This window comes from Dyadobacter sp. CY261, assembly GCF_021440085.1.
In the GTDB taxonomy this organism is placed as follows: domain Bacteria; phylum Bacteroidota; class Bacteroidia; order Cytophagales; family Spirosomataceae; genus Dyadobacter.
The window spans coordinates 147085-169696 of the sequence record NZ_JAKCPW010000002.1 but is presented as its reverse complement, the minus strand read 5'-3'; the positions used below and the strand labels follow the sequence as shown (position 1 = coordinate 169696).

At 48.7% G+C, this 22612-nt stretch carries 19 protein-coding genes; 14 read left to right on the top strand and 5 right to left on the bottom strand.

Features of this window, described 5'->3' with window-relative positions; translation table 11 throughout:
- Window positions 1-59 precede the first annotated feature (59 nt).
- The 5 genes from miaB (at window position 60) to secG (ending at window position 4639) form a co-directional block, all read left to right on the top strand.
- The gene (miaB, locus tag LZD49_RS08040) at window positions 60-1529 is read left to right on the top strand and encodes a tRNA (N6-isopentenyl adenosine(37)-C2)-methylthiotransferase MiaB (RefSeq protein ID WP_234666829.1); all 1470 of its coding nucleotides are present in this window, start codon (window positions 60-62) and stop codon (window positions 1527-1529) included.
- 77 nt (window positions 1530-1606) lie between these two features.
- Window positions 1607-2902, top strand: coding sequence for a sigma-54-dependent Fis family transcriptional regulator (locus LZD49_RS08035; protein WP_234666828.1), 1296 nt, complete (start codon window positions 1607-1609; stop codon window positions 2900-2902).
- Complete coding sequence (gene lptE / locus LZD49_RS08030) at window positions 2892-3440, top strand: LptE family protein (protein ID WP_234666827.1); 549 nt, start codon at window positions 2892-2894, stop codon at window positions 3438-3440. The genes LZD49_RS08035 and lptE overlap by 11 nt, the downstream gene beginning before the upstream one ends.
- 60 nt (window positions 3441-3500) lie before the next feature.
- Window positions 3501-4154: a hypothetical protein gene (locus LZD49_RS08025; RefSeq protein WP_234666826.1), complete on the top strand. Its 654-nt coding sequence runs from the start codon at window positions 3501-3503 to the stop codon at window positions 4152-4154.
- A gap of 80 nt (window positions 4155-4234) precedes the next feature.
- Window positions 4235-4639 (top strand): preprotein translocase subunit SecG, encoded by a 405-nt coding sequence (secG, locus tag LZD49_RS08020; RefSeq protein WP_234666825.1) that lies wholly within the window; start codon window positions 4235-4237, stop codon window positions 4637-4639.
- A gap of 101 nt (window positions 4640-4740) precedes the next feature.
- Here the strand turns inward: secG and LZD49_RS08015 are convergent, their stop codons facing one another.
- The gene (locus LZD49_RS08015; RefSeq protein ID WP_234666824.1) at window positions 4741-5448 is read right to left on the bottom strand and encodes a hypothetical protein; all 708 of its coding nucleotides are present in this window, start codon (window positions 5446-5448) and stop codon (window positions 4741-4743) included.
- A gap of 226 nt (window positions 5449-5674) precedes the next feature.
- On the opposite strand from LZD49_RS08015, the gene groES reads away from it, so the two are divergent.
- On the top strand, window positions 5675-5971 hold the full coding sequence (groES, locus tag LZD49_RS08010) for a co-chaperone GroES (RefSeq protein WP_234666823.1): 297 nt from the start codon (window positions 5675-5677) through the stop codon (window positions 5969-5971).
- Between the two features lie 56 nt (window positions 5972-6027).
- A complete protein-coding gene (gene groL / locus LZD49_RS08005; protein WP_234666822.1) occupies window positions 6028-7659 on the top strand; it encodes a chaperonin GroEL in 1632 nt (543 codons plus the stop codon).
- Between the two features lie 61 nt (window positions 7660-7720).
- Here the strand turns inward: groL and LZD49_RS08000 are convergent, their stop codons facing one another.
- Window positions 7721-8383, bottom strand: a complete 663-nt coding sequence (locus tag LZD49_RS08000) for an ABC transporter ATP-binding protein (RefSeq protein ID WP_234666821.1) — start codon at window positions 8381-8383, stop codon at window positions 7721-7723.
- An 85-nt stretch (window positions 8384-8468) separates the two neighbouring features.
- Between LZD49_RS08000 and sucC the strand changes: the two genes are divergently transcribed.
- The gene (sucC, locus tag LZD49_RS07995) at window positions 8469-9692 is read left to right on the top strand and encodes an ADP-forming succinate--CoA ligase subunit beta (protein WP_234666820.1); all 1224 of its coding nucleotides are present in this window, start codon (window positions 8469-8471) and stop codon (window positions 9690-9692) included.
- 174 nt (window positions 9693-9866) lie between these two features.
- On the opposite strand, the gene LZD49_RS07990 is transcribed toward sucC, so the two are convergent.
- The 3 genes from LZD49_RS07990 to LZD49_RS07980 all read right to left on the bottom strand — a co-directional run bounded on the left by LZD49_RS07990 (window position 9867) and on the right by LZD49_RS07980 (window position 13464).
- Window positions 9867-11198, bottom strand: a complete 1332-nt coding sequence (locus LZD49_RS07990; protein WP_234666819.1) for a GntP family permease — start codon at window positions 11196-11198, stop codon at window positions 9867-9869.
- Between the two features lie 8 nt (window positions 11199-11206).
- The gene (locus tag LZD49_RS07985; protein ID WP_234666818.1) at window positions 11207-12358 is read right to left on the bottom strand and encodes a S9 family peptidase; all 1152 of its coding nucleotides are present in this window, start codon (window positions 12356-12358) and stop codon (window positions 11207-11209) included.
- A 209-nt stretch (window positions 12359-12567) separates the two neighbouring features.
- On the bottom strand, window positions 12568-13464 hold the full coding sequence (locus LZD49_RS07980; protein WP_234666817.1) for a diacylglycerol kinase family protein: 897 nt from the start codon (window positions 13462-13464) through the stop codon (window positions 12568-12570).
- A gap of 45 nt (window positions 13465-13509) precedes the next feature.
- On the opposite strand from LZD49_RS07980, the gene LZD49_RS07975 reads away from it, so the two are divergent.
- From LZD49_RS07975 to LZD49_RS07950, 6 genes are all read left to right on the top strand, one after another.
- Window positions 13510-14547 (top strand): App1 family protein, encoded by a 1038-nt coding sequence (locus tag LZD49_RS07975; RefSeq protein WP_234666816.1) that lies wholly within the window; start codon window positions 13510-13512, stop codon window positions 14545-14547.
- An 88-nt stretch (window positions 14548-14635) separates the two neighbouring features.
- Window positions 14636-15322 carry a response regulator transcription factor gene (locus tag LZD49_RS07970; RefSeq protein WP_234666815.1) on the top strand — a complete coding sequence of 229 codons (687 nt, stop codon included), beginning with the start codon at window positions 14636-14638 and terminating at the stop codon, window positions 15320-15322.
- 6 nt (window positions 15323-15328) lie between these two features.
- On the top strand, window positions 15329-16696 hold the full coding sequence (locus LZD49_RS07965) for a cell wall metabolism sensor histidine kinase WalK (RefSeq protein WP_234666814.1): 1368 nt from the start codon (window positions 15329-15331) through the stop codon (window positions 16694-16696).
- 92 nt (window positions 16697-16788) lie between these two features.
- Complete coding sequence (locus tag LZD49_RS07960) at window positions 16789-18036, top strand: TolC family protein (RefSeq protein ID WP_234666813.1); 1248 nt, start codon at window positions 16789-16791, stop codon at window positions 18034-18036.
- Window positions 18037-18089: 53 nt separating this feature from the next.
- Complete coding sequence (locus LZD49_RS07955; protein WP_234666812.1) at window positions 18090-19178, top strand: efflux RND transporter periplasmic adaptor subunit; 1089 nt, start codon at window positions 18090-18092, stop codon at window positions 19176-19178.
- A gap of 197 nt (window positions 19179-19375) precedes the next feature.
- Entirely contained in the window at window positions 19376-22495 is a 3120-nt protein-coding gene (locus LZD49_RS07950) for an efflux RND transporter permease subunit (protein WP_234666811.1), read from the top strand.
- Window positions 22496-22612: the final 117 nt, after the last annotated feature.

Sequence of the window (22612 nt, the reverse complement as noted above, 5' to 3'; positions counted from 1 at the left end):
GTCAGTTTTCATCCAAATTTTCCTATCTTTGCACTTTGAGCGTTTAAGATTTCCTTCTCATGGAACAAAGAATTGCAGATTCACTAAAAATATTGACGGAGGCGGACAAGGAAGCCTGCGAAACAGTGCGAGTTTCGGAAAACGAACCGCTATCAGGAAAAAAAAGGCTGTTTATCGAAAGCTATGGCTGTCAGATGAATTTCTCAGACAGTGAGATCGTGGCCTCCGTGATGCGCGATGCTGGCTTTGTCACTACTTCGGACGCCAATAATGCGGATCTGATTTTTTTGAATACCTGCTCCATCCGTGATAATGCCGAACAAAAAGTAAGAAACCGTCTTAAACAACTCAATTTCATCAAAAAGAACAGGCCCGGAACGCTGATTGGCGTATTGGGCTGTATGGCGGAACGGCTTAAAACAAAGTTTCTGGAAGAGGAAAAAATGGTGGATATCGTGACGGGCCCTGACGCTTATCGCGACCTGCCGCGATTGGTGGAAGAAGCAGAAACAGGTCAAAAGGGCGTAAATGTGTTCCTTTCCCGTGAAGAAACTTACGCTGACATTTCGCCGATTCGCCTCAACTCCAACGGAGTATCCGCATTTATCTCGATCATGCGAGGCTGTGACAATATGTGCAGTTTCTGCGTGGTACCGTTCACGCGTGGCCGCGAACGCAGCCGTGACGCTTATTCTATAGTTAAGGAAGCCGAAGACCTGTTTCGTGACGGTTACCGCGAAGTAACGCTTCTTGGCCAGAATGTCGACAGCTACAAATGGAAGTCGGAAGGAAATGTGGTAGGTGAAACTTCCGGCCAAATGCTGGTGAACTTTGCCAATCTACTCGAAATGGTTGCCCAAATTAGTCCTGAACTCCGTGTGCGGTTCAGTACTTCGCACCCGAAAGACATTACCGACGAGGTGTTGTATACCATCAAAAAGTATGACAACATCTGCAACCACATACACCTTCCTGCACAAAGCGGCAACACCCGCGTGCTGGAAATCATGAACCGGACCTACACCCGCGAATGGTACATCGATCGCATTGATGCGATCCGCCGGATATTGGGCGATGACTGCGGTGTTTCGCATGATATGATTGCCGGATTCTGCACTGAAACCGAAGAAGAGCACCGGGATTCGATATCGCTGATGGAATATGCCAGATTTGATTTCGGTTATATGTTTACGTACTCTGAAAGGCCGGGAACATTGGCCGCAAAGAAGTTTTCGGACGACATTCCGGAAGACATCAAAAAGAGAAGGCTTGCCGAGATTATCGAAGTGCAGCGACGCCTTTCGCTCGAACGCAATCAACGACTGTTGGGTACCGTTCAGAGAGTGCTGATCGAAGGGCCTTCCAAAAAATCGGATGAGGACCTGAGCGGACGGAGCGACCAGAATAAAATGGTGGTGTTCCCACGCGAAAATTATGAAAAAGGGCAATATGTAAACGTGCTTATTACTGATTGCAACGCCGCTACCCTGCTGGGACGCGTGCTGCAACCCGAGCTAGTTTTGGGTTAATGCATTGTCCATTATTTTAAACCCGTTTTGACAATCAACTAAAGGCTTTCGGTCAGCCGGAAGCCCTCAGCTATTTTATGGATTCATCGGAAATACAAGCAATAAAAAACCGCTTCGGGATCATCGGCAGCTCGTCGGGGCTGAACCACGCGATCAATGTGGCCGTACAGGTCGCGGCGACCGACCTGACGGTATTGATCACCGGTGAAAGCGGTAGCGGAAAAGAATCATTTTCAAAGATTATACACAGCCTGAGTTCACGGAAACACGGTCCGTTTATCGCTATTAACTGCGGTGCGATACCTGAGGGCACCATTGATTCCGAGCTCTTCGGGCATGAAAAAGGGGCATTTACCGGCGCGTTGGATGCACGCAAAGGATACTTTGAGACGACAAACAGCGGGACGATTTTCCTGGATGAAGTGGGTGAAATGCCGCTTGGTACACAAGCCAGATTGCTTCGCGTCTTGGAAAACGGGGAATATATTCGAGTAGGATCGTCCAAAGTTTTAAAGACAAATGTCCGCGTTGTAGCGGCCACTAATGTCAACTTGCTCGACGCGGTGAATCATGGCAAATTCAGGGAAGATTTATATTACCGCCTGAATACCGTCCCTATTTACGTACCGCCTTTGCGCGACCGCGGGGAGGATATTTTACTTCTTTTCAGGAAGTTTACTAATGACTTCTCCGAGCGGTACCGCACCAAGCCGGTAAGGCTCGATGGCGAAGCACGTGATCTTTTGGTGCAATATGCATTTCCGGGAAACATCCGCCAGCTCAAAAATATCGCCGAGCAGATCACTATTCTGGAAACGGATAAAGAGCTCCCGATTAGCATCGGAACGCTGAACCATTACCTGAATCCAGTGCAGCCCGCGGGTCGGAAGGCATTAGTCCCATTACGCACCGGTGGCGACGATGCCACCTCATTTTCGGAGCGCGAGCTGCTATATAAAATTCTTTTCGACATGCGGCGGGATATGACGGAATTGAAAAAGCTCGTGAGGAATGTACTGGAAAATGAAAAATATGGTGGCGATATCCTCAAAGATCACCAGGAGCTATTCAGTTCGTTGAATAATTCCGAGCCGACCATTACCACTCCTACCATCGAACCAGCACGCCTGCTCACGCCGCCTCCCTCACGGACCGTCGACCTCGATCGATATTCTGACGAGCGCGACGAAATCGAGGACGTGACGCACGTAACCGCCGAGGAGGAATCACTTTCATTGGAAGACAAGGAGAAAGAAATGATCATTAAAGCGCTTCGTAAGAATAATAACAAACGAAAATATGCCGCGAATGCATTAGGCATTTCTGAGCGTACGTTATACAGGAAAATCAAACAATACGACATTGAAGAATAATTGTAATGTGCTTGCCAGATTTGGCCGGAGGTCGAGTCGGAAAGTGTGGGCGTTGGTCTTCCTGATTTGTCCGGTCTTCCTGTCGGGCTGCGGGGTATATTCATTTACAGGGACCAATCTCTCGCCTGACATTAAGACATTCAGCGTGCTGAACTTCACCATGGGCACTGCGGGCGGTCCAAGCGACTTGCCGCAGCGCGTTACGGAGGATTTGAAAGAATATTTCCAGCGAAATACCAGCCTCGTGAGCCAGCCGGGCGGTGGCGACCTTGTTTTAGAAGGGTCCATTACCGGCTATGACGTAACCCCGGCGGCGCCGACTGCAAATGACCAGGCAGGTCTGAACCGCTTGAATGTGACGGTACAAGTGCGTTACACCAATGCAAAAGACGAGACGAAAAACTTCGACCAGTCGTTTACATATTATGCGGATTTCCCTCAGGATCAAACACTTAACCAAAACGAAGCGCGACTCCTTCCAACCATTCGCGAAAACCTTGTGCAGCAGATCTTTAATAAATCCGCAGCCGACTGGTAGGAACCGCCCTGCCTGATCTTTCAATTTCAACATCTCGACTTTCTCATTAACACCCGGAACATGGCGCTCATCGATAAGGAAACATTTGATCAGTTGGTGAAAAACCCTGGCCTGATCACCGCCGATGTGATCCCGCAACTGGAAGCCACGATCAAGGCATTTCCTTATTGCCAGATCCCCTATTCGATGCTAGCCAAGGCATCGAGCCTAGCCGGAACCGAAAAGCTGGAACAAACCCGTCCGCGGGCAGCCGCTTACGCCCTCAGCCGTGTCGCATTGCAACAACTGGTCGAAAGCGATAATGAACGCTATGACGCTACTGTGGATGTGGACGACATTCTCGAACCACAGGCACCTGAGCCGCTCAATAGCGACGACATCCTTATAAGTACCGTAGAACAGCAGGCTTCCGCCGAATTGCAACGGAGTGAAGAGCAGCGCAGGCAGCAGCAGATCATCCAGGGTTTCATGAAAAAGAACCCGCGTATTGCCCGGCAGGATAATAATCTGGAGCCGGTTATGCTGGACGTGAGCGGCAGGATTGGGGCTGGTGGAGACGGCGGCGTTGAGACCGAAGCATTTGCCAATATCCTCATCCGGCAGGGAAAAATTGAAAAGGCAATAGACGTCTATCAAAAATTGATTTTGAAAAAACCAGAAAAAAGAAATTACTTTGCAAAAAAATTAAGCGAATTGTACGCACGATCATCATAATTAGGAGAGTTCAATAGTCAGTAAGTTAATTCACTCATTCACACATTCACTCATTCACTCATTCAAAATTCGTCTAAAACATGTATTTGGGTTTAATTATTCTGGTTGCCATTGTTGCAGTATTGTTGATTTTGGTCGTTTTGGTCCAAAATTCAAAAGGAGGAGGGCTTTCAAGCGAGTTTAGTGGCGCAGGAACTACCCAAATGTTTGGTGTTAAAAAGACGACTGATTTGTTGGAACAAATTACCTGGGGCCTTGCAAGCGCGGTGATCCTTATTTCACTGGCATCTTACATTATGGTGGGCGGAAGCAACGCTGGTACCGGTATCAAAAGTATTAACGTGGAAAGAGCACAGAATGCAGTAGTTCCAGGTGGCAAGATCGCCCCTGCACCCGCACAACAGGAAGGCGCTGCACCTGCCGGCCAAACCGCACCGGCTGGCACAACCACACCAGCTGCTGCACCTGCCGACACAACGAAATAACAAAGAGGCTTTAGCCCGAAAAACAAAAACCTGTGACCAACATCGCAGGTTTTTTTATGCGCCAATAAAAATCATCTCACGCGACGTTTTCACGCGACGTTTCACGCGACATTAATCTCCCGTAACATCAGCCGCTCCGCAACCGGAAGCAGCGTTTCCTGCAATGGATAATCATATTTTGACTCTACTACATAAGTAGCAGGATTTGGCATTGTACGGTTTCGCTTCGTTAAATCGACCTTGATTTGCGAGACTGTATTGCCGACGCCAATCCGGACGGTTTCCACATAATGTGTTTTCAGATAACGTTCTTTCAATGCATTGTACAATGCAAGCTGATATTGAAAAACACTGACCAGCGGTTGAAAAGTGTGCAGGAAGAGCAGGTAACCCTCCTGCAAATGCAGCGGAACAATACCCACCGGCGAAACCCGCACATTCTCTTCAACTTCCGAAAACCGCTCCGTTCCTTCCTCGATGGATTTTGAAAAACGGGGGATCGCAAAGTCAAGAATGTAGTTCAGGTCCGACATGAACGCGTCGTCCTGATGTATCTCTTCGTATTGTAATTGCCAGGTACTGACGTCGATACCGGTTAGATTTTTGGGTAAACCCGTTTTGATCCTGCTTTTGTTTTTTTGAATGCTGACACATGTGTCGAGATGCTGCTTCAATTCTGGCAGGTAGGGGTGCAATCGGTTGTGTGTGAACTGGTCCCTGATGTGCTGGAAGTAGCCCATGAGTACATATTTTTTGTATTCATAATCAAAAATTCCTTCGGTAAGCCAGTTCTGATCAAGTTCTGCCATTGGGTTTTCAATTTGGTGCCGATAAAATTTAGTGAATTCAATCGCTGAATGCAAGATTTCAGCATTCCTGACACACAAATGACATTATAGTACCATAACGACACGGCTGAATACAAATTTGTCACATTTGCCGGAAAAAATGTCAGAGCAGAGCGCCTGGCATAGATTGTGCTATCCGGATGGGAGTCTAATCATTACTGACAATTAAAATAAACGTTTAATATTTATGTCAACTTTAGCAGAAATACAAGTGAATGTACAACCGCTAGCTGACCGCGTTCTGATCGAACCTGCCCCAGCCGAAGAAAAAACAGCATTTGGTATCATTATCCCTGATACTGCAAAGGAAAAGCCACAGCGCGGAACTGTTCTCGCAGTTGGCCCCGGTAAAAAAGACGAGCCGCTTACAGTAAAAGTTGGAGATACCGTATTGTACGGTAAGTACTCAGGCACTGAATTGGCATACGAAGGAAAAGATGTCCTGATTATGCGTGAGTCGGATATTTACGCCGTTATCGGCTAATCCAAATACTCAGATTCAATAGTTTCTCTTAAGGTTTTTTCAAATTATTAATTGTTATGTCTAAGAAAATATTTTTTGACACAGAAGCACGCGACAAGATCAAAAAGGGCGTGGACACATTGGCTGACGCCGTTAAAGTTACATTGGGACCTCGCGGCCGTAACGTTGTAATCGACAAGAAGTTCGGTTCTCCAAGCATCACCAAAGATGGTGTTACTGTTGCCAAAGAGATCGACCTGAAAGATCCTATCGAAAACATGGGAGCTCAACTGGTGAAAGAAGTCGCTTCTAAAACTGCTGACTCAGCTGGTGATGGTACGACTACTGCTACTGTTCTTGCACAGGCGATCTATTCGATCGGTGTGAAAAACGTAGCTGCCGGCGCTAACCCGATGGATTTGAAACGTGGTATCGACAAAGCCGTTACGATCATCGTAAAGGACCTCGAAGCTCAGAAAAAAAATATCTCTACTTCCAAAGAGATCGCTCAGGTTGCTACAATTTCCGCTAACCATGACGAAGAGATCGGTCAGATGATCGCTGAGGCAATGGAGAAAGTAGGTAAAGAAGGTGTTATCACCGTTGAAGAAGCTCGCGGAACTGAAACAGAAGTTAAAACTGTGGAAGGTATGCAGTTCGACCGCGGTTACCTGTCTCCGTACTTTGTAACCAACACCGAGAAAATGGAAGCTGAACTGGAACGCCCGTTCATCCTGATCTCTGAGAAGAAAGTCTCTTCTATGAAAGAACTTCTTCCTGTATTGGAAGCAGTAGCTCAAACCGGCCGTCCGTTGCTTATTCTTGCAGAGGATGTTGACGGAGAAGCATTGGCTACATTGGTAGTGAATAAAATCCGCGGTGCATTGAAAGTAGCTGCTGTGAAAGCTCCTGGCTTCGGTGACCGTCGTAAAGCAATGCTGGAAGACATCGCAAAAGTTACTGGCGGAACAGTAATTAGCGAAGAACAAGGATACAAATTGGAAAACGCCACTTTGGACTACCTTGGAACGGCAGAAAAAGTGATTATCGACAAGGACAACACAACTATCGTTAACGGTAGCGGTGCTCCTGAGGAAATCGCAGGACGCGTAAACCAAATCAAATCGCAGATCGAAAACACAACTTCTGATTACGATCGCGAGAAACTTCAGGAACGTCTGGCTAAATTGTCAGGTGGTGTGGCTATCCTTTACATCGGAGCTGCAACTGAGGTTGAAATGAAAGAGAAAAAAGACCGCGTTGACGATGCATTGCACGCAACCCGCGCTGCCGTTGAAGAAGGTATCGTTGCAGGTGGTGGTGTAGCTTACATCCGTGCTACTGCCGCTCTGGAGGGCGTTGAAGGCTCTAACGAAGACGAAAAAACCGGCATCAATATCATCCGCGTTGCTTTGGAAGCTCCTTTGAGAACCATCGTTTCTAACTCCGGTCAGGAACCATCTGTGGTTGTTCAGAAAGTGAAAGAAGGAACAGGTGCTTACGGTTACAATGCGAAGGACAATGTTTACACAGACCTTTTGGAAGCTGGTATCATCGATCCTAAGAAAGTATCCCGTCTTGCTCTGGAAAACGCAGCCTCTATTGCAGGTCTGTTGCTTACAACAGAATGCGTGATCGCTGACGAGCCAGAAGAAGCTCCTGCTGGCGGTGGCCACAGCCACGGCGGCGGAATGGGTGGCATGATGTAATCAAGCCTCCGTATCTTCGGAAAATATAAAACCGGCTGTCAGGAAACTGGCAGCCGGTTTTTCATTGTAACATTAATCCATCCTGCATGACTAATCTGCGGTCGGCCATTTCGGCCAGTTCCTCGTTGTGCGTTACGATGACGAACGTCTGCCCGGTTTCGTCACGGAGTTTGAAGAATAGCTTATGAAGATCCAATGCATTATGTGAATCGAGGTTGCCGCTGGGCTCATCGGCCAGGACGATGGCGGGACGGTTCAGTAATGCACGTGCCACTGCTACGCGCTGCTGTTCGCCGCCGGAGAGTTGGGAAGGTAGATGGTCGGTCCGGCTGCCGAGGCCGAGCAGGTCGAGCAGCTCTTTGGCGCGGCCCTGGATCTCCTTTTCATTGACATTCCCATTGATATAACCTGGCATACAAACGTTCTCCAAAGCCGTGAACTCCGCCAGCAGATTATGGAACTGAAAGATGAACCCGATCTTCTCGTTTCGGAAGCGTGCAAGCTCTCTGTCCTTTTGGGTGAAGACATTAATACCGTCGATAATCACCTCTCCGTGCTCCGGCCTGTCCAGCGTTCCGAGGATGTGCAGGAAGGTACTTTTCCCCGCTCCCGACGGCCCGACGATGGCCACTACTTCGCCCTTTTTTACTTCGAGATCAATGCCTTTTAAAACCTGCAAAGAACCATAAGTACGCCTGATCCCACTCGCCCGAAGTAGCTCCATAATGAAAAGATAATTGCGCCTAAAACACGCCCGTTTTGATTAATTCCTTAATTTGCCGTGAAAATACCAATTTACTTTTATACTCATGAATATTCACGAATATCAAGGCAAAAGCGTTCTTAAAAAATACGGTGTGCGTATTCAGGAAGGCCTCGTAGCCGACACTCCGGATAAAGCTGTGGAGGTTGCACGTGAGCTCAGCCAGCAGACAGGCACCAAGTGGTATGTTGTAAAATCCCAGATTCACGCAGGTGGCCGCGGCAAAGGCCGTATCGTCGGCAGCGAGCAACGCGGTGTTGCATTGGCTAAGTCCGTTGAAGATGTCAGGACCATCTCCAACAATATCCTGGGCAAAGTATTGGTAACGCACCAGACTGGTGCAGAAGGCAAGAGAGTAAACAAAGTCCTGATTGCAGAAGACGTATACTATCCAGGCCCAAGCGAGCCGAAAGAATATTATCTCTCGATCCTCCTGGATCGTGCCAGAAACTGCAACGTGATCATGGCCAGCACCGAAGGTGGTATGGACATCGAAGAGGTTGCGGAACATACTCCTGAAAAAATCATGAAGGAATGGATCGATCCCAAAGTTGGATTGCAGCCATTCCAGGCACGTAAAGTGGCTTTCGCCCTCGGTTTGGAAGGCGATGCTTTCAAGGAAATGGTGAAATTTATCACTTCTCTTTACAAGGCCTATATAGAAAGCGATTCGTCGATGTTCGAAATCAACCCGGTTTTGAAAACATCCGACAACAAAATCCTCGCCGTAGATGCCAAAGTTGACCTGGACGACAATGCACTGTACCGTCATCCGGAACTGGCCGAAATGCGCGATACTAACGAAGAAGATCCATTGGAAGTAGAAGCAGGTGCTAATAACCTGAACTACGTAAAACTGGATGGAAACGTAGGTTGTATGGTAAACGGAGCCGGACTTGCCATGGCAACAATGGACTTGATCAAACTTTCGGGCGGTGAGCCTGCCAACTTCCTCGATGTTGGCGGTGGCGCGAACGCACGCACTGTAGAGGCGGGTTTCCGTATCATTCTCAAAGATCCGAACGTGAAAGCGATCCTGATCAACATCTTCGGTGGTATCGTTCGTTGCGACCGCGTTGCTGCGGGTGTGGTGGAAGCGTACAAAGCGATCGGCGAAATTCCGGTCCCGATCATCGTTCGTCTGCAAGGCACCAATGCGGAAGAAGGTGCACGCATTATCAACGAATCCGGTTTGAAAGTATCTTCTGCGATCGAATTCAAAGAAGCAGCTGCTAAGGTTTCAGAGGTTTTGGCTGAGTTGGGCGTTTAAGAAACAAAGCCTCAGGCTGATATAATGATACAACGTTATGTCACCCTGAGCGAAGTCGAAGGCTATTTGCATCACGCATTTCACTTTGGCTTCGCTCAGGGTGACATTTGTTTTTATCAATCCATATTTTGTGAATGGACTAAGATGAATTCGACACGCATGAGATTAAAGCGCTCAGCCCAGAATCAAGTACAATACCATCGTCGTGACAAAACTTGCAATACCCTGCAATCCTGTCAGAATCGTATGCGTGCGATAGGTATCCTTCGGTGAAATGCCGGTAAACTGCGACACGACCCAAAACCACGCATCGTTCGTATGCGATACGATCATCGCGCCGCTGCCGACTGCCATAACTACCAATGTTATTTGAACGGGCGTTACAAAACCGAGCGACGCCAGTAGTGGTGCCAGAATGCTGGTGGTTAGTACCATCGCCGACGTGGTAGACCCCTGAGCAGTTTTAAAAAAAACAGCAATCAGGAAAGCAATCGCAAGCAAATACGCTCCCGACATTTCATTGTGCAGCAGCCATTCACTGACCATATCCTTCAAAGAAGTTTCCTTTAAAATAGCGCCGAATGCACCGCCCGCCCCTACCAACACGAGCGTGGTGCCGCAATGTTCGATACCACTTTTAAAACAGTCCATCATGCGCTGGGAAGCATTTTCAGGAAAGAGAGAGTAACTGAAAAAGATGGCAAGCAGGAACGACACCAGTGGGCTACCGAGGAAATTCAGCCAGCGCGTCAACTCATCAGGGAAATGCAGGATTTTGGCAAATGAGGCCAGAGTAATAAGCAAAATAGGTAGTACAATGGGCATGAAAGCTTTCCAGGCTGGTGGTAACAGCTTTTCGATCATCACAGGCTCTTCCACAGCTGCATCCTCCACCAGCGTAACTTTGGCCGCAAACCTTCCTGCAAACCAGGTCGAGAGAAAAAGGCTGGGAATGGAAACAATCAATCCTATCAATATTACCAGACCAATTGAATCGGGAATACCCAGGTTACCTGCCGCAGACAATGGGCCGGGCGTGGGCGGAACAAGTGTATGCGTCGCGAAAAGGCCTCCGGAGAGTGACAATGCAATGGTAGCCAGTGGCTTGCCTGTTCTCTTGGCAACGATCTGGTTGAGTTTGTGTAAAATGATAAACCCGGAATCACAGAAAACTGGGATGCCCACGATACCGCCTATCACCGACATGGCAAATGCAGGGCGTCTTTCACCAAAAAGTTTCAGAATTACGTCCGCAACCTTAATTGCAGCACCCGACTTGTCCAAAATAGCACCTATGACGCAGCCCAGAATCACCATCAGGCCAATCTTGGACATCAATTCACCAAAACCTTTACCAATGGTCTCCGCCAGCTTATCAATGGGCAGTCCTGAGAAAACACCTACACCCAGCGCAGCAAGAAGTAGCCCGACCAGCGGATGCATTTTGAAAACAGTAGAACTGAGGACGATGAATGCAATGGCGGCCAGTACAATGACGAAAATCATAGGCGCAATTATAAAAGTTTGAGCACCGCTTCGTCACCCATTACTGCGTTAGTCGGACGTGGATGGCTCGTATTGAATACCGCCAGGTCTTTTTGTTCCAGCACTTTCGCGGGCTCTTCGTCGATTTGCCCTTCTTTGTTAGTCACTGCTTTCAGGTCCAGTTTCAGGTGCTTTGCCGTGAATGCGTACATTGCCTTGCGCTTTGACGGGCCGTAGTCATGCTTTTCGTTGGCTAAATGCACGGCTTCGAGGTTATCCTTCTTGCCATATAGTGCGTAAACTTTTTGCATGAACGGATATTCCACATCGGGCGTGTTCTTAGTCCAGTCGCCACCGTCGGAGATCATAATCATCGGGCGCGGGGCTGCCAATGCGGCTATTTCGACATTATTCGTCTGGTAGTCGCCTTTTTTGTGAATTGGCAAGCCGCTTTCGCAAACGCAGCCGCCGAAGAAATAGGCCGATACCATCACCACCGGTACTGAAACTTTCACGCGGTTATCCAATGCAGCCAACAGGAATGCCTGAGTTCCCCCACCCGATTCGCCGGTGCAGGCCACACGGTTGGGATCGACGCCGGGAATCGACAGCAAAAAGTCCAGGGCGCGGATGCTGTTGATCGTTTGCAGTTTTAGTGCTTTGGCCATTTTGTGCTCGCATTGCCTTGAATCGCCCTGCCCTACCATATCCCAGACGAACACGATCGCACCCATGCGAGCGAGCGTGGCGCAGCGCTTTTGCGTCTGCTCGCGGAAGCGCCCATGCGGGTTCTCGCCATGCCCGTGCGGCGCGAGGACCGCCGCGTACGACTTTTGTTTCTTCAACGGTTTATACAAATTCCCCGTCACGTAAATGCCCGGCATACTCTCAAATGCCACGTTTTCTATCGAGTAGCCATCCATCTCCTTTCTGGAATGGATGATTGGCGCTGAGGTCGGCTTTTCGGGCAATGTCTGCAAATCCATCCCGTCGCGGATCTGTTGTCGGATTTGCGCGGCCCGCGCTTCCCACTCCACTTTAGACGTTGGGATATGCTTTTCTAGGAATACTTTACCTTGCTCTTCGGTAAAGTAAGCGCCCTGGCAGAGCTCGGGTTGCTGGGCAAAAGCGGAGGACACAAGGCCGAGAATGGCGAAAAGGATGGTATAGGTGGTTTTCATTGGAGTAGCAGTTTCGTCAGAAAAGCGTGGGAGGCTGACGGGATACTGTTGGTGGAGGGTCTTTTGGCTATTGAAATGTGTTTTTCGACGGCCGACCGCCGGATACGGTATGATGGACGATACACGTACCGTCCATAGACAATGGACCGCAAACCAGATTAGCGTAATCCATGGTCTATGGTCCATCGTCCATGGTCAGCGATTAACCGTCATTCGGCCTCCCGCAACCCCACAGGAATCGCTACCCTCACGTAGGCCGGTAAAATTATCGCTTCGAGCTCCTGCACAAGCCCTTTGTATTCCCCGTCGATCTGAAAATGAGCGGCTTTTTGTACACATTCGATCTTTGCCCTTTCGACGGAGATCACCTTCATGATCTCGGGATTGAAATCGGTGCTGCCGGCCAGAATCTTGGCTGTTTCGATAAAATCCAGCTTTTTGGCGATGACGAGCTCAAAGAAGCCGTCACACATGTCGCCGATGGGATTGATGCTTACGCCCGTGCCGTATTTTTGGGCATTCGCGATGATCACGATTAGTGCTTCGGTTTCAAGCACTTCGTTTTCAGTCGTGATCTTTACGTCGAAGTTCTCGTGCTCGCTCAATGTTCGTAGCATTTCCCGCGCATATCCGAGCTTGCCGCGTGTGTCGCTATCTTCATAGTTTTTGACCAGCAATGCATTTAAACCAATGTCGGCCAAATGCAGGCTGATTTCCCCATTAATTGATACGGCGTCGATCGCCGACATCTCGCCTTCGAATGCAACTTCCAAAGCCTGATCAATGGAACCGGATAGCCCAAAATCAACCGAAAGACCGTTGGCCGAGCCCGCCGGGAGAATGCATAAGATACTTTCCGTACCGTGCAATGCCTGCGCTACCATCGAAATGGTACCGTCACCACCGGCAACCAGCACACGCTCAGGCCTGATATTTTCAACCATTTCCCGGATGGTCTGTTGATCGTCCTCGCCAGTGGTGGAGTAAATGCGCAGGTCGCAACCCTCCGCTTCCGATTTTTCAATCACTTTTTCAAAAATAACATCCTTGTTTACGTCCCCGGATATAGGATTTACTACCAGCAAAACTTTCAGTTGTGAAGACATATTCAATAAATTAGGGACTTGAAGTCGTCGAGGATAAAGATAGTTATGAAACGTTGTGACTTAAAACTGTACCGTGGCTACGCCAATAAAAGGGAACTTGTTGTATTCGGCCATGTGGTAAAAAAATACCCATCAGGGGACCGGAAATATACCAGACGTGGCTTTCGCTACGCCAAGACCATCATCGAGCTGTTTTCCATTAAAACCATTCCCTTTTTAAAGATTACCCTGCATTTGGGTGAAAAAACGTTCGAAACAACTGCGGAATCTGACGGTTATTTCCGGTTTCAGATACCTTTTACCGAAGAAATGCCGAGTGGCTGGCATACCTACCGGGTAACGATAGACGACGAGATCAACGGTAAAAAGTACCATGCGGAGAGTTCGGAGGAATTTTTCCTGCCTTATAAAACTTCGTACGGAGTAATTTCGGACATCGACGACACTTTTCTAATTTCGCATAGTCGTCGTTCATTCAGGAAGTTATTTGTTTTACTTTCTAAAAACGTGCAGGCGAGAAAGCCATTTGATGACGTGGTGAAGCACTACCAATTGCTTTCGTTCGCCAGCCGAACGCATCCGCAGAAGGAGAGTAACATTTTCTTTTATGTATCAAGCAGTGAATGGAATTTATATGATATGATCGTCCGGTTCGCCGAGTTAAACGGACTTCCAAAAGCAGTCCTGAAACTGAGAAAAATCAAATCGGGGCTTGACGATTTTGTGATGACAGGCGGCGGTTCACATGAACACAAGTTGCGAAAAATCCACAATATCATCACTTTCTATCCCGAATTGCAGTTTATCCTACTCGGTGACGATTCGCAAAAAGACCCGGAAATTTACGAGGAGATCTGCCGGATCTTCCCGCAAAGCATCCGCGCCGTGTACATGCGCCAGACGCGGAGGCGGGCCAAGCTTGAAACGACCGAACTGCTGAAAAAAATCCAGGACCTCGGCATCGACGCCTGCTATTTTGCGCACAGCAACAAAGCCATTATCCATTCGCTTGACACCGGCATTGTTTTCCAGACGCCGGCAGAGCCCGAGGTTAAGGAAATTGTGTCAAAAGCCATTTCCTGACTTACTTTTTTGAAAAGCGAATAACTACCTGCTATTTTGGCAAGTATTGGCTCTTTTGTAACTTGATCCGACTCTTTTTAGCATATCCATGAAAAAAATCCTGATCGTTGAGGACGACCGCAGGATCGCCCAGAATATCTTCCGCGGACTGGCCGCCGAAAATTTTGAGGCTGAAATCGCGTATGACGGCATTACCGGCAAGCAAATCGCCTTGGAGAAGAAATTTGACCTGGTGTTGCTCGACGTCAACCTGCCGGGAATGAAAGGCTATGACGTTTGCCAGCAGATCCGTATTTACAAACCCTCGCTGCCGATCATTATGCTCACCGCATTTGGTGAGATCGAGGACAGAGTGGAAGGGTTAAACAGCGGGGCCGACGATTACATTGTCAAACCATTTGATTTCAGAGAGTTGCTGGCCAGGATTAATGCAGCATTGCGGGTATCGGAGTTATTAAATCCCGAAACTACCGATAAGATTCTGCGAATTGCAGACCTCGAAATGAACCTCGGCACTAAACAGGTGAAGCGCGACGGAACTGTGATCGACCTCACAGCCAAGGAGTTTGCACTGCTGGAATATTTCCTGCTGCACCGCGGCCGCGTAGTATCGAAAATGGATCTCGCCGAACACGTCTGGCACCTCAATTTTGATCCGGGGACTAATGTAGTGGAGGTGTATATCAATTATTTACGCAAAAAAGTGGACAGGGACTTTCCTACCAAGCTGATCCATACCCGGCCGGGGATGGGCTACATTATGAAAGAAGAATAGCCTCCTATGAAGATTAAAGACCGCATCGCCCTTCAATTCACGCTCTTAGTAGCGGGGGTGCTGTTGGTGTTTTCCATTGCGATTTACAGCGTTTCTGAACATTACCGTCAGGAGGAATTTTATGACCGCCTGCGCAGCCGTGCCCGGACAACCTGCCGGTTGCTGGTAAAGGTGAAAGGTATTGATAAAGATCTGCTCAAAGCCATCGACCGAAATACCCTTTCGGAAATGCTCGATGAAAAGGTGCTCGTTTTCGATTCGCGCAATGAGCTGATCTATTCCAGCGTGGACGACAAGTTGCTGACTTACCACACATCTCTGCTCGATGAAGTGCGGCTAAATGAATACATGGAATTCCACCAGGGAGAGAACGAGGTGATCGGCCTGCTTTACCAGGAGAGCGACGATCCGCTGGTAGTACTGGCTTCGGCCTACGACACATTCGGACATAGCAAGCTGCAAAATTTGAGAAGCACCCTTGGCTGGGGACTGCTCGCCGGAATCACCTTGACGATCGGGCTGGGCATTTACTTTGCCGGTAATGCATTGAAGCCCATCAGCCACATCAATGCGCAGGTGTCGCTCATCACGGCTCAAAATTTATCCCAGAAGTTAGATGAAGGCAATCGGAAAGACGAGATTGCACAGCTAGCAATCAACTTTAACACAGTACTTTACAGACTTAATAAGGCATTTGAACAACAGAAGAGTTTTGTATCCCATGCCTCACACGAGCTGCGGACGCCGTTGGCTGCATTGAAATCTGAAATACAGCTTGGACAGCGTTTTAACAAGGATAATCCTGAAATTGAGGAGGTCTTTGCGAATTTGTTTTCTGATACGGAAAGGCTCATCAGCATCACTAATAACCTACTTTTTCTGGCCCGATCCTACGAGAATATGGGCAACATGAAAATGTCCCAGATCCATATCGAAGACCTTGCGTTCGCAGCCAAAGAAGAACTGCTCTCCTCTCATCCTGATTATAATGTGGTGATCGACTACGAAAGCATTCCCGAAAACGAGAACGAAACCGTGATCCAGGGCAACGAGGAACTGCTGAAACGGGTTTTCACCAACCTGCTCGATAATGCCTGCAAATATTCGTCCGATCATAGTGCGCAGATACTGATCTCGTCTGACGACAAATCTTGCACTGTCAAAGTGCGCGACAGGGGCATCGGGATCAGCGAAGACGACTTGCCTCATATCTTCAACCCATTTTTCAGGTCGTCTAACGCGACGGAGCTTCCCGGCTTTGGTATAGGGCTTTCCATTTGTCAACGCATCATCGAACTGCACCAGGGCACTATTTCTGTTGCAAGCGAGATCGGGAAAGGAAGTGAATTTATGGTCCATTTGGGCCACGTTTGAGGTTACACGGGCATTCTAATTTTTTTCTAAGGTTATTTTAAGGCTGGTGTAATACCGGTGTCGGAATATCGCAGCATTCTAACACGGAAATTATGCGAACCTACCTCACCGGGCTCTTTGTACTACTGGCAACCGCCTTACACGCACAGGACACACTGCGGCTCTCAATCCGGCAGGCCGACAGCCTGTTTTTACAAAACAACCTTGAAATCCTGGCCGAAAAATACCAGATAGACATCGCGAAGTCGATAGAAATTCAGGACAAGCTTTGGAATAACCCCACTTTTGGCGTCGAAATCAGCGCCTATAACCCTTCACGCGGAGCGCTGGATGTGGGCAAAAACGGTCAGAAAGCATTTACAATCCAGCAACTCATTACCCGCGCCGGCAAACGCAACAAGCAGGTCGCACTGGATGTAGAATCGACACGCAAAACCGAATATCAATTTTACAACCTGATCCGCACTTTAAAATTCGAGTTGCGCCAGATCTTCTTCGAGTCGTATTATCTGGAACAAACCATTGCATTGTACGATAACCAGATCGGAACGCTTACCACGACCGTCGGTGCTTTTGACAAGGAATACAACCGCAAAAATATTTCGCTGAAAGAGGTTGTGCGACTCAAAGCACTCCTTTTCGAGCTGACCAATGAGCGGGCCAACATTCTTTTTGAATTACAGGAAAACCAGCGCGACCTCCGCACATTATTAAGCACAGAACGTCCTGTAAAATCCATTGTCGACAGCACGGAAATCCAGCGCTACCACCTGGACCGATATAACATTGCTACATTGAAAGAAAAGGCATTGCAAAGCCGCGCCGATCTGAAAGTAGCACAATCGGAGACAAAACAGGCGGAATTGAACTACACATTACAAAAAGCATTGGCAAAACCCGACATTCAGGTGGGCGCAGTGTATGATCAGGCGAGTAATTATGTCAACAACTACTTCGGTTTAAATGCCTCCATCGATTTACCCTTCTTTAACCGGAACCAGGGTAATATCCGCGCGGCCAAAAGCAGTATCAGCTATTACAAAACAGCCGAGAATGCCAAGCAGAACAGCGTAACCAATGAGGTCGATGCTGCTGTGCAAAAAGTTAGCATTGCAGACAAGGCATTCAAAAGCGTCGAAGGTCAGTTCACGGATCAGTTCCAGCTTCTGAGCAACGGTATTTACGACAATTTTCAAAAAAGGAATATTACCCTCCTCGAATTCATTGACTTCATCGAGACCTACAACGAGAGCATCAAGGAATATAATCGCCTTCAAGCCGACCGCATTAAGGTATACGAAGAGCTGAACTACGCCGTAGGCGAGGAGCTATTCAACTAACCATTCAAACTGAACACAACTTATTCACGGCATTGCCATTAATGCATTTCCCAATGAAAAATACACTGTATGTTGTCGTGCTGGCCACCGTGAGCGTGTGGCTGACCTCCTGTGAACAAAAGAAGGTCGAAAACGACGAATCGAAGGCATTCATGCTTTCAGATACCATGATGAGCCGCATTCAACTCGACACCGTGCAGACGGAGCCGGTGCGCAATGAGCTTACATTGGTAGGGAAGGTTGTACCGGATGAGAACCAGGTTATCAAAGTATATCCGCTTGTGGGTGGTAATGTGGAGGAAGTGGATGTGGAACTGGGTGATAATGTCCGCAAAGGCCAGAAACTCGCTACGATCCGTTCCGGCGAGGTAGCCGATTTTGAGCGTCAGATGATTCAGGCGCAATCCGACTTGCTCATTGCACAGAAAAACCTCTCGTCTACGGAGGATTTGTTTGAAAGCAAGCTTGTTCCCGAGCGCGACGTGATCTCTGCGCGCCAGATTGTGGACAAAGCCCAGGCCGAGCTGAACCGGGTAAAGGAGGTTTTCTCCATTTATGGTTTAGGTAAATCCACCAACTATACCGTGAAATCGCCTATCAACGGTTTCATCATCGACAAAAACGTGAACCGTGGTATGCAGCTTCGTTCCGACAACTCCGAGAGCCTCTTCACCGTAGGCCAGATCGCCGACGTTTGGGTGATGGCGAATGTGAATGAAAGCGACATCCCGCGCATTAAACTGGGTATGCCCGCAGACGTGCGCACGATCAGTTTTTCGGATGAAGTATTCAAAGGAAAGGTTGATAAGATTTACAATGTCCTCGACCCTGAAACCAAGGCAATGAGAATCCGTATCCAGTTGCAGAATGTGGGTTTCAAACTTAAACCGGAAATGCACGCCACTGTTTCCCTCAACTTCGAGGAAGGCGAGCAAATGCAGGCGATCCCATCGCAAGCCGTCATTTTCGACCGTAGCAAAAATTGGGTAATGGTATACCACAGCCGCAGTAAAATCGAAACACGCCCCGTGGAAGTATACCGCTCCCTCGCCAACCGAACCTATATCCGCGAAGGCCTGAAACCAGGCGAGACGGTGATTTCCAAAAATCAGCTGCTCGTTTATGACGCGTTGAATGATTGAATTTTCAATGATTGAATGTGCCCCCGTGGAACGGGGAATGAGTGAATATCGCTTACGCTTGATTTGCCGCTCATTAATTTGACCCTGTACCAAAAACTCAATAACACCTCTTCATTCCGTCATTCAATCATTCAGTCATTCAAATTCCCTCATTCCCCGTTCCACGGCGGATCATTCACTCATTCAATCATTGACACATGAACAAATTCATTCGGGGCATCGTGGGCTTCTCGCTCAAGAACCGGTTCTTCATATTTTTTATGACAGGCCTGCTGATCGTGTCGGGCGTTGTCAGCTACCAAAACACGCCGCTGGAAGCGTTTCCGGACGTGACCAATACACAGATCATCATTGTAACGCAATGGAACGGACGCAGCGCCGAGGAGATCGAGCGCTTTGTAACTGTGCCGATAGAAGTTGCGATGAACTCCGTACAGCAAAAGACCAATGTACGGAGCACTACCATGTTCGGTTTGAGCATTGTCAAAATCATTTTCGATGACAAAGTCGAGGATTTTTTCGCACGGCAGCAGGTTAACAACCAGCTAAGGACTGTGTCATTGCCCGACGGCGTCGAACCCGACGTGCAGCCGCCATACGGTCCAACCGGGGAGATTTTCCGTTTCACCCTCCAGAGCAAAGACCGCGACAGTCGCGAGCTGCTCACATTGCACAAATGGGTGATCGACCGCCAACTGCGCAGTGTGCCGGGTGTGGCCGATGTGGTGGCATTTGGAGGCCGCGATAAGATTTACGAGGTGCAGGTGAACCCCACCAAGCTGGTGAAATACAATATTACGCCGCTGGAAGTGTACGAGGCTGTCACGAAGAGTAATGTCAATGTCGGCGGTGATGTGATTGAGAAGAACGGGCAGGCGTATGTGGTGCGCGGGATCGGACTTTTGAATTCGATTCCAGACATTCAGAATATTATTGTTGAATATGTAAAAGACTACCCCGTACTGGTCAAAGATGTGGCTGATGTGCGGGAATCGGATATGCCGCGTGTGGGGCAGGTGGGGCTGGATGGCAATGACGACGTCGTGGAGGGGATCGTGGTACAGCGCAAAGGCGAGAACCCAAGCGAGGTGCTGGCGCGTGTGAAGGACAAGATCGAAGAGCTGAATACCAAGATCCTCCCGCCCGACGTGAAGATGGTCACATTCTATGATCGCGATAACCTGATCGAATTTTGCGCCCATACCGTCAAACATAACCTCATTGAGGGGATCGTACTCGTTACCGTAATCGTGTTCGTTTTCATGGCCGACTGGCGTACGACGGTCATCGTTTCAATCATCATCCCGCTCGCATTGCTGTTCGCATTTATGTGTTTAAAACTGATGGGCATGTCGGCCAACCTGCTTTCCATGGGCGCGATCGACTTCGGTATCATCATCGACGGGGCCGTAGTAATGGTCGAAGGCATATTCGTCGCGCTCGACCACCTCGCCCACCGGAACGGCATGGACCGGTTCAACAAACTTTCCAAAATGGGGTTGATCAAACGGACGGGCGGCGAGCTCGGTAAGGCTATCTTCTTTTCTAAACTGATTATTATTACCGCACTGATCCCCATTTTCAGTTTCCAGAAAGTGGAAGGCAAAATGTTTACGCCGCTGGCTTACACCCTCGGTTTTGCATTGCTGGGCGCATTGCTCTATACGCTCACATTGGTACCGGTGCTCTGTTCTATTTTACTCAAGAAAAATGTACGTGAAAAGAGCAACCCAATCGTCCGCTTTTTCGATAATATGGTTACCAAAGGCTTTGAATGGTGCTACGGCCACAAAAAACTGAGTGTGATCTTAGCGACAGCCTTCTTGGGCGTCAGCCTTTTCTCCGCAAAATTCCTTGGCACCGAGTTTTTGCCTACGCTCAACGAAGGCGCATTGTGGGTAGAGGCCAAAATGCCGATGAGCAGCTCTTTGGCCGAAACAACGAAAATGGTAACGACCCTGCGCGCGAAGCTGAACGAGTTCCCCGAAGTGAATGGAGTGCTTTCCCAAACCGGCCGTTCCAATGATGGTACTGACCCGTCGGGTTTCTATTACGTGCAAATGCAGGTAAACCTGAAACCGAAATCGGAATGGAAGCGCAAGATCAGCCAGGATGATCTGATCGAGGAAATGGATACGAAGCTCAAACAATTCCAAGGCATTAACTACAACTATTCACAACCCATTATCGACAACGTGGCGGAAGCCGTGGCAGGCATGAATGCGAGTAATGCGGTGAAAATTTACGGTGACGATCTGGAAACGTTAAACAATAAGGCCAACCAGGTGCTGGAAGCGATTAAGGACGTGCCGGGCATTAAAGACGTGGGTATCCTCCGCAATATCGGCCAGCCGGAGATCAGCGTGATCCTCCACGACCATAAAATGGCGCAATACGGCGTGAGTACCGCCGATGCCCAGGCGGTAATCGAAATGGCAATTGGCGGAAAGACTGCCTCTATTCTTTACGAGGGCGAGCGAAAATTCGATATAAGATTACGCTACGAGCAGCAATACCGCCGCACGGTAGATGATATTCAACAACTGATGGTGCCTACGCTGACCGGCGGTAAGATCCCTTTAAAAGAAATATCTTCGATCCGCACCGTCACCGGTCCTGCATTTGTGTACCGCGATAACAATAAGCGATTCATCGGCGTGAAATTCTCCGTCCGCGAGCGCGACTTGGGCAGTACCATCGCCGACGCACAGTCGAAGGTGAAACCATTGCTTTCTTCATTGCCAAAAGGCTATTCGGTAAGCTGGTCGGGAGAGTTTGAGAACCAGGTGCGGGCAACAGCGCGGTTGGGACAAGTGGTGCCAATCAGTTTGATCGGTATTTTCATCCTGCTCTTTATCATGTTCAGCAATGCCAAAGACGCCGGTCTGGTGCTGATCAATGTTCCTTTTGCATTGATTGGCGGTATCCTCGCGCTGCATGTTACGCACATGAACTTCGGTATCTCGGCGGGTGTAGGGTTTATAGCACTTTTCGGGCTTTGCGTCCAAAATGGGGTGATATTGATTTCAGTATTCAATAAGAACCTGGCTGCGAGAATGACACTGGACGAGGCAATAAGGGAAGGTGTGAAATCGAGAATTCGACCGGTGATCATGACGGCCCTGATGGCGGCTATCGGCTTGCTTCCGGCGGCAGTGTCGACGGGTATCGGCTCTGAAACCCAAAAACCGCTGGCAATCGTCGTAATCGGTGGACTGATTACGGCTACGGTGCTGACTTTATTGATTTTCCCGATCATTTACGGTTTCTTTAACCGGAAGATCAGGGCTTCCAAGTATGCCGGACCGAGGAGTTAGTGAAGCAGTTGCAAGGAAGTAGGGCCAGGCTTTGCTGTCGCCCTGAGCGCAGTCGAAGGGCATTTGCGCTTGTCACCCTTCGACTGCGCTCAGGGTGACAAGCGCGCCCAGCGTGAC

What these genes read in the sequence shown, in the direction of transcription:
- LZD49_RS07990 (WP_234666819.1), bottom strand. Translation starts at nt 11,198, where the DNA reads ATGATTTTCGTCATTGTACTGGCCGCCATTGCATTCATCGTCCTCAGT.
- LZD49_RS08015 (WP_234666824.1), bottom strand. Translation starts at nt 5,448, where the DNA reads ATGGCAGAACTTGATCAGAACTGGCTTACCGAAGGAATTTTTGATTAT.
- groL (WP_234666822.1), top strand. Translation starts at nt 6,028, where the DNA reads ATGTCTAAGAAAATATTTTTTGACACAGAAGCACGCGACAAGATCAAA.
- secG (WP_234666825.1), top strand. Translation starts at nt 4,235, where the DNA reads ATGTATTTGGGTTTAATTATTCTGGTTGCCATTGTTGCAGTATTGTTG.
- groES (WP_234666823.1), top strand. Translation starts at nt 5,675, where the DNA reads ATGTCAACTTTAGCAGAAATACAAGTGAATGTACAACCGCTAGCTGAC.
- LZD49_RS07980 (WP_234666817.1), bottom strand. Translation starts at nt 13,464, where the DNA reads ATGTCTTCACAACTGAAAGTTTTGCTGGTAGTAAATCCTATATCCGGG.
- LZD49_RS08000 (WP_234666821.1), bottom strand. Translation starts at nt 8,383, where the DNA reads ATGGAGCTACTTCGGGCGAGTGGGATCAGGCGTACTTATGGTTCTTTG.
- LZD49_RS07960 (WP_234666813.1), top strand. Translation starts at nt 16,789, where the DNA reads ATGCGAACCTACCTCACCGGGCTCTTTGTACTACTGGCAACCGCCTTA.
- miaB (WP_234666829.1), top strand. Translation starts at nt 60, where the DNA reads ATGGAACAAAGAATTGCAGATTCACTAAAAATATTGACGGAGGCGGAC.
- LZD49_RS07985 (WP_234666818.1), bottom strand. Translation starts at nt 12,358, where the DNA reads ATGAAAACCACCTATACCATCCTTTTCGCCATTCTCGGCCTTGTGTCC.
- LZD49_RS08025 (WP_234666826.1), top strand. Translation starts at nt 3,501, where the DNA reads ATGGCGCTCATCGATAAGGAAACATTTGATCAGTTGGTGAAAAACCCT.
- LZD49_RS07965 (WP_234666814.1), top strand. Translation starts at nt 15,329, where the DNA reads ATGAAGATTAAAGACCGCATCGCCCTTCAATTCACGCTCTTAGTAGCG.
- LZD49_RS07970 (WP_234666815.1), top strand. Translation starts at nt 14,636, where the DNA reads ATGAAAAAAATCCTGATCGTTGAGGACGACCGCAGGATCGCCCAGAAT.
- LZD49_RS07955 (WP_234666812.1), top strand. Translation starts at nt 18,090, where the DNA reads ATGAAAAATACACTGTATGTTGTCGTGCTGGCCACCGTGAGCGTGTGG.
- sucC (WP_234666820.1), top strand. Translation starts at nt 8,469, where the DNA reads ATGAATATTCACGAATATCAAGGCAAAAGCGTTCTTAAAAAATACGGT.
- LZD49_RS07950 (WP_234666811.1), top strand. Translation starts at nt 19,376, where the DNA reads ATGAACAAATTCATTCGGGGCATCGTGGGCTTCTCGCTCAAGAACCGG.
- LZD49_RS07975 (WP_234666816.1), top strand. Translation starts at nt 13,510, where the DNA reads ATGAAACGTTGTGACTTAAAACTGTACCGTGGCTACGCCAATAAAAGG.
- LZD49_RS08035 (WP_234666828.1), top strand. Translation starts at nt 1,607, where the DNA reads ATGGATTCATCGGAAATACAAGCAATAAAAAACCGCTTCGGGATCATC.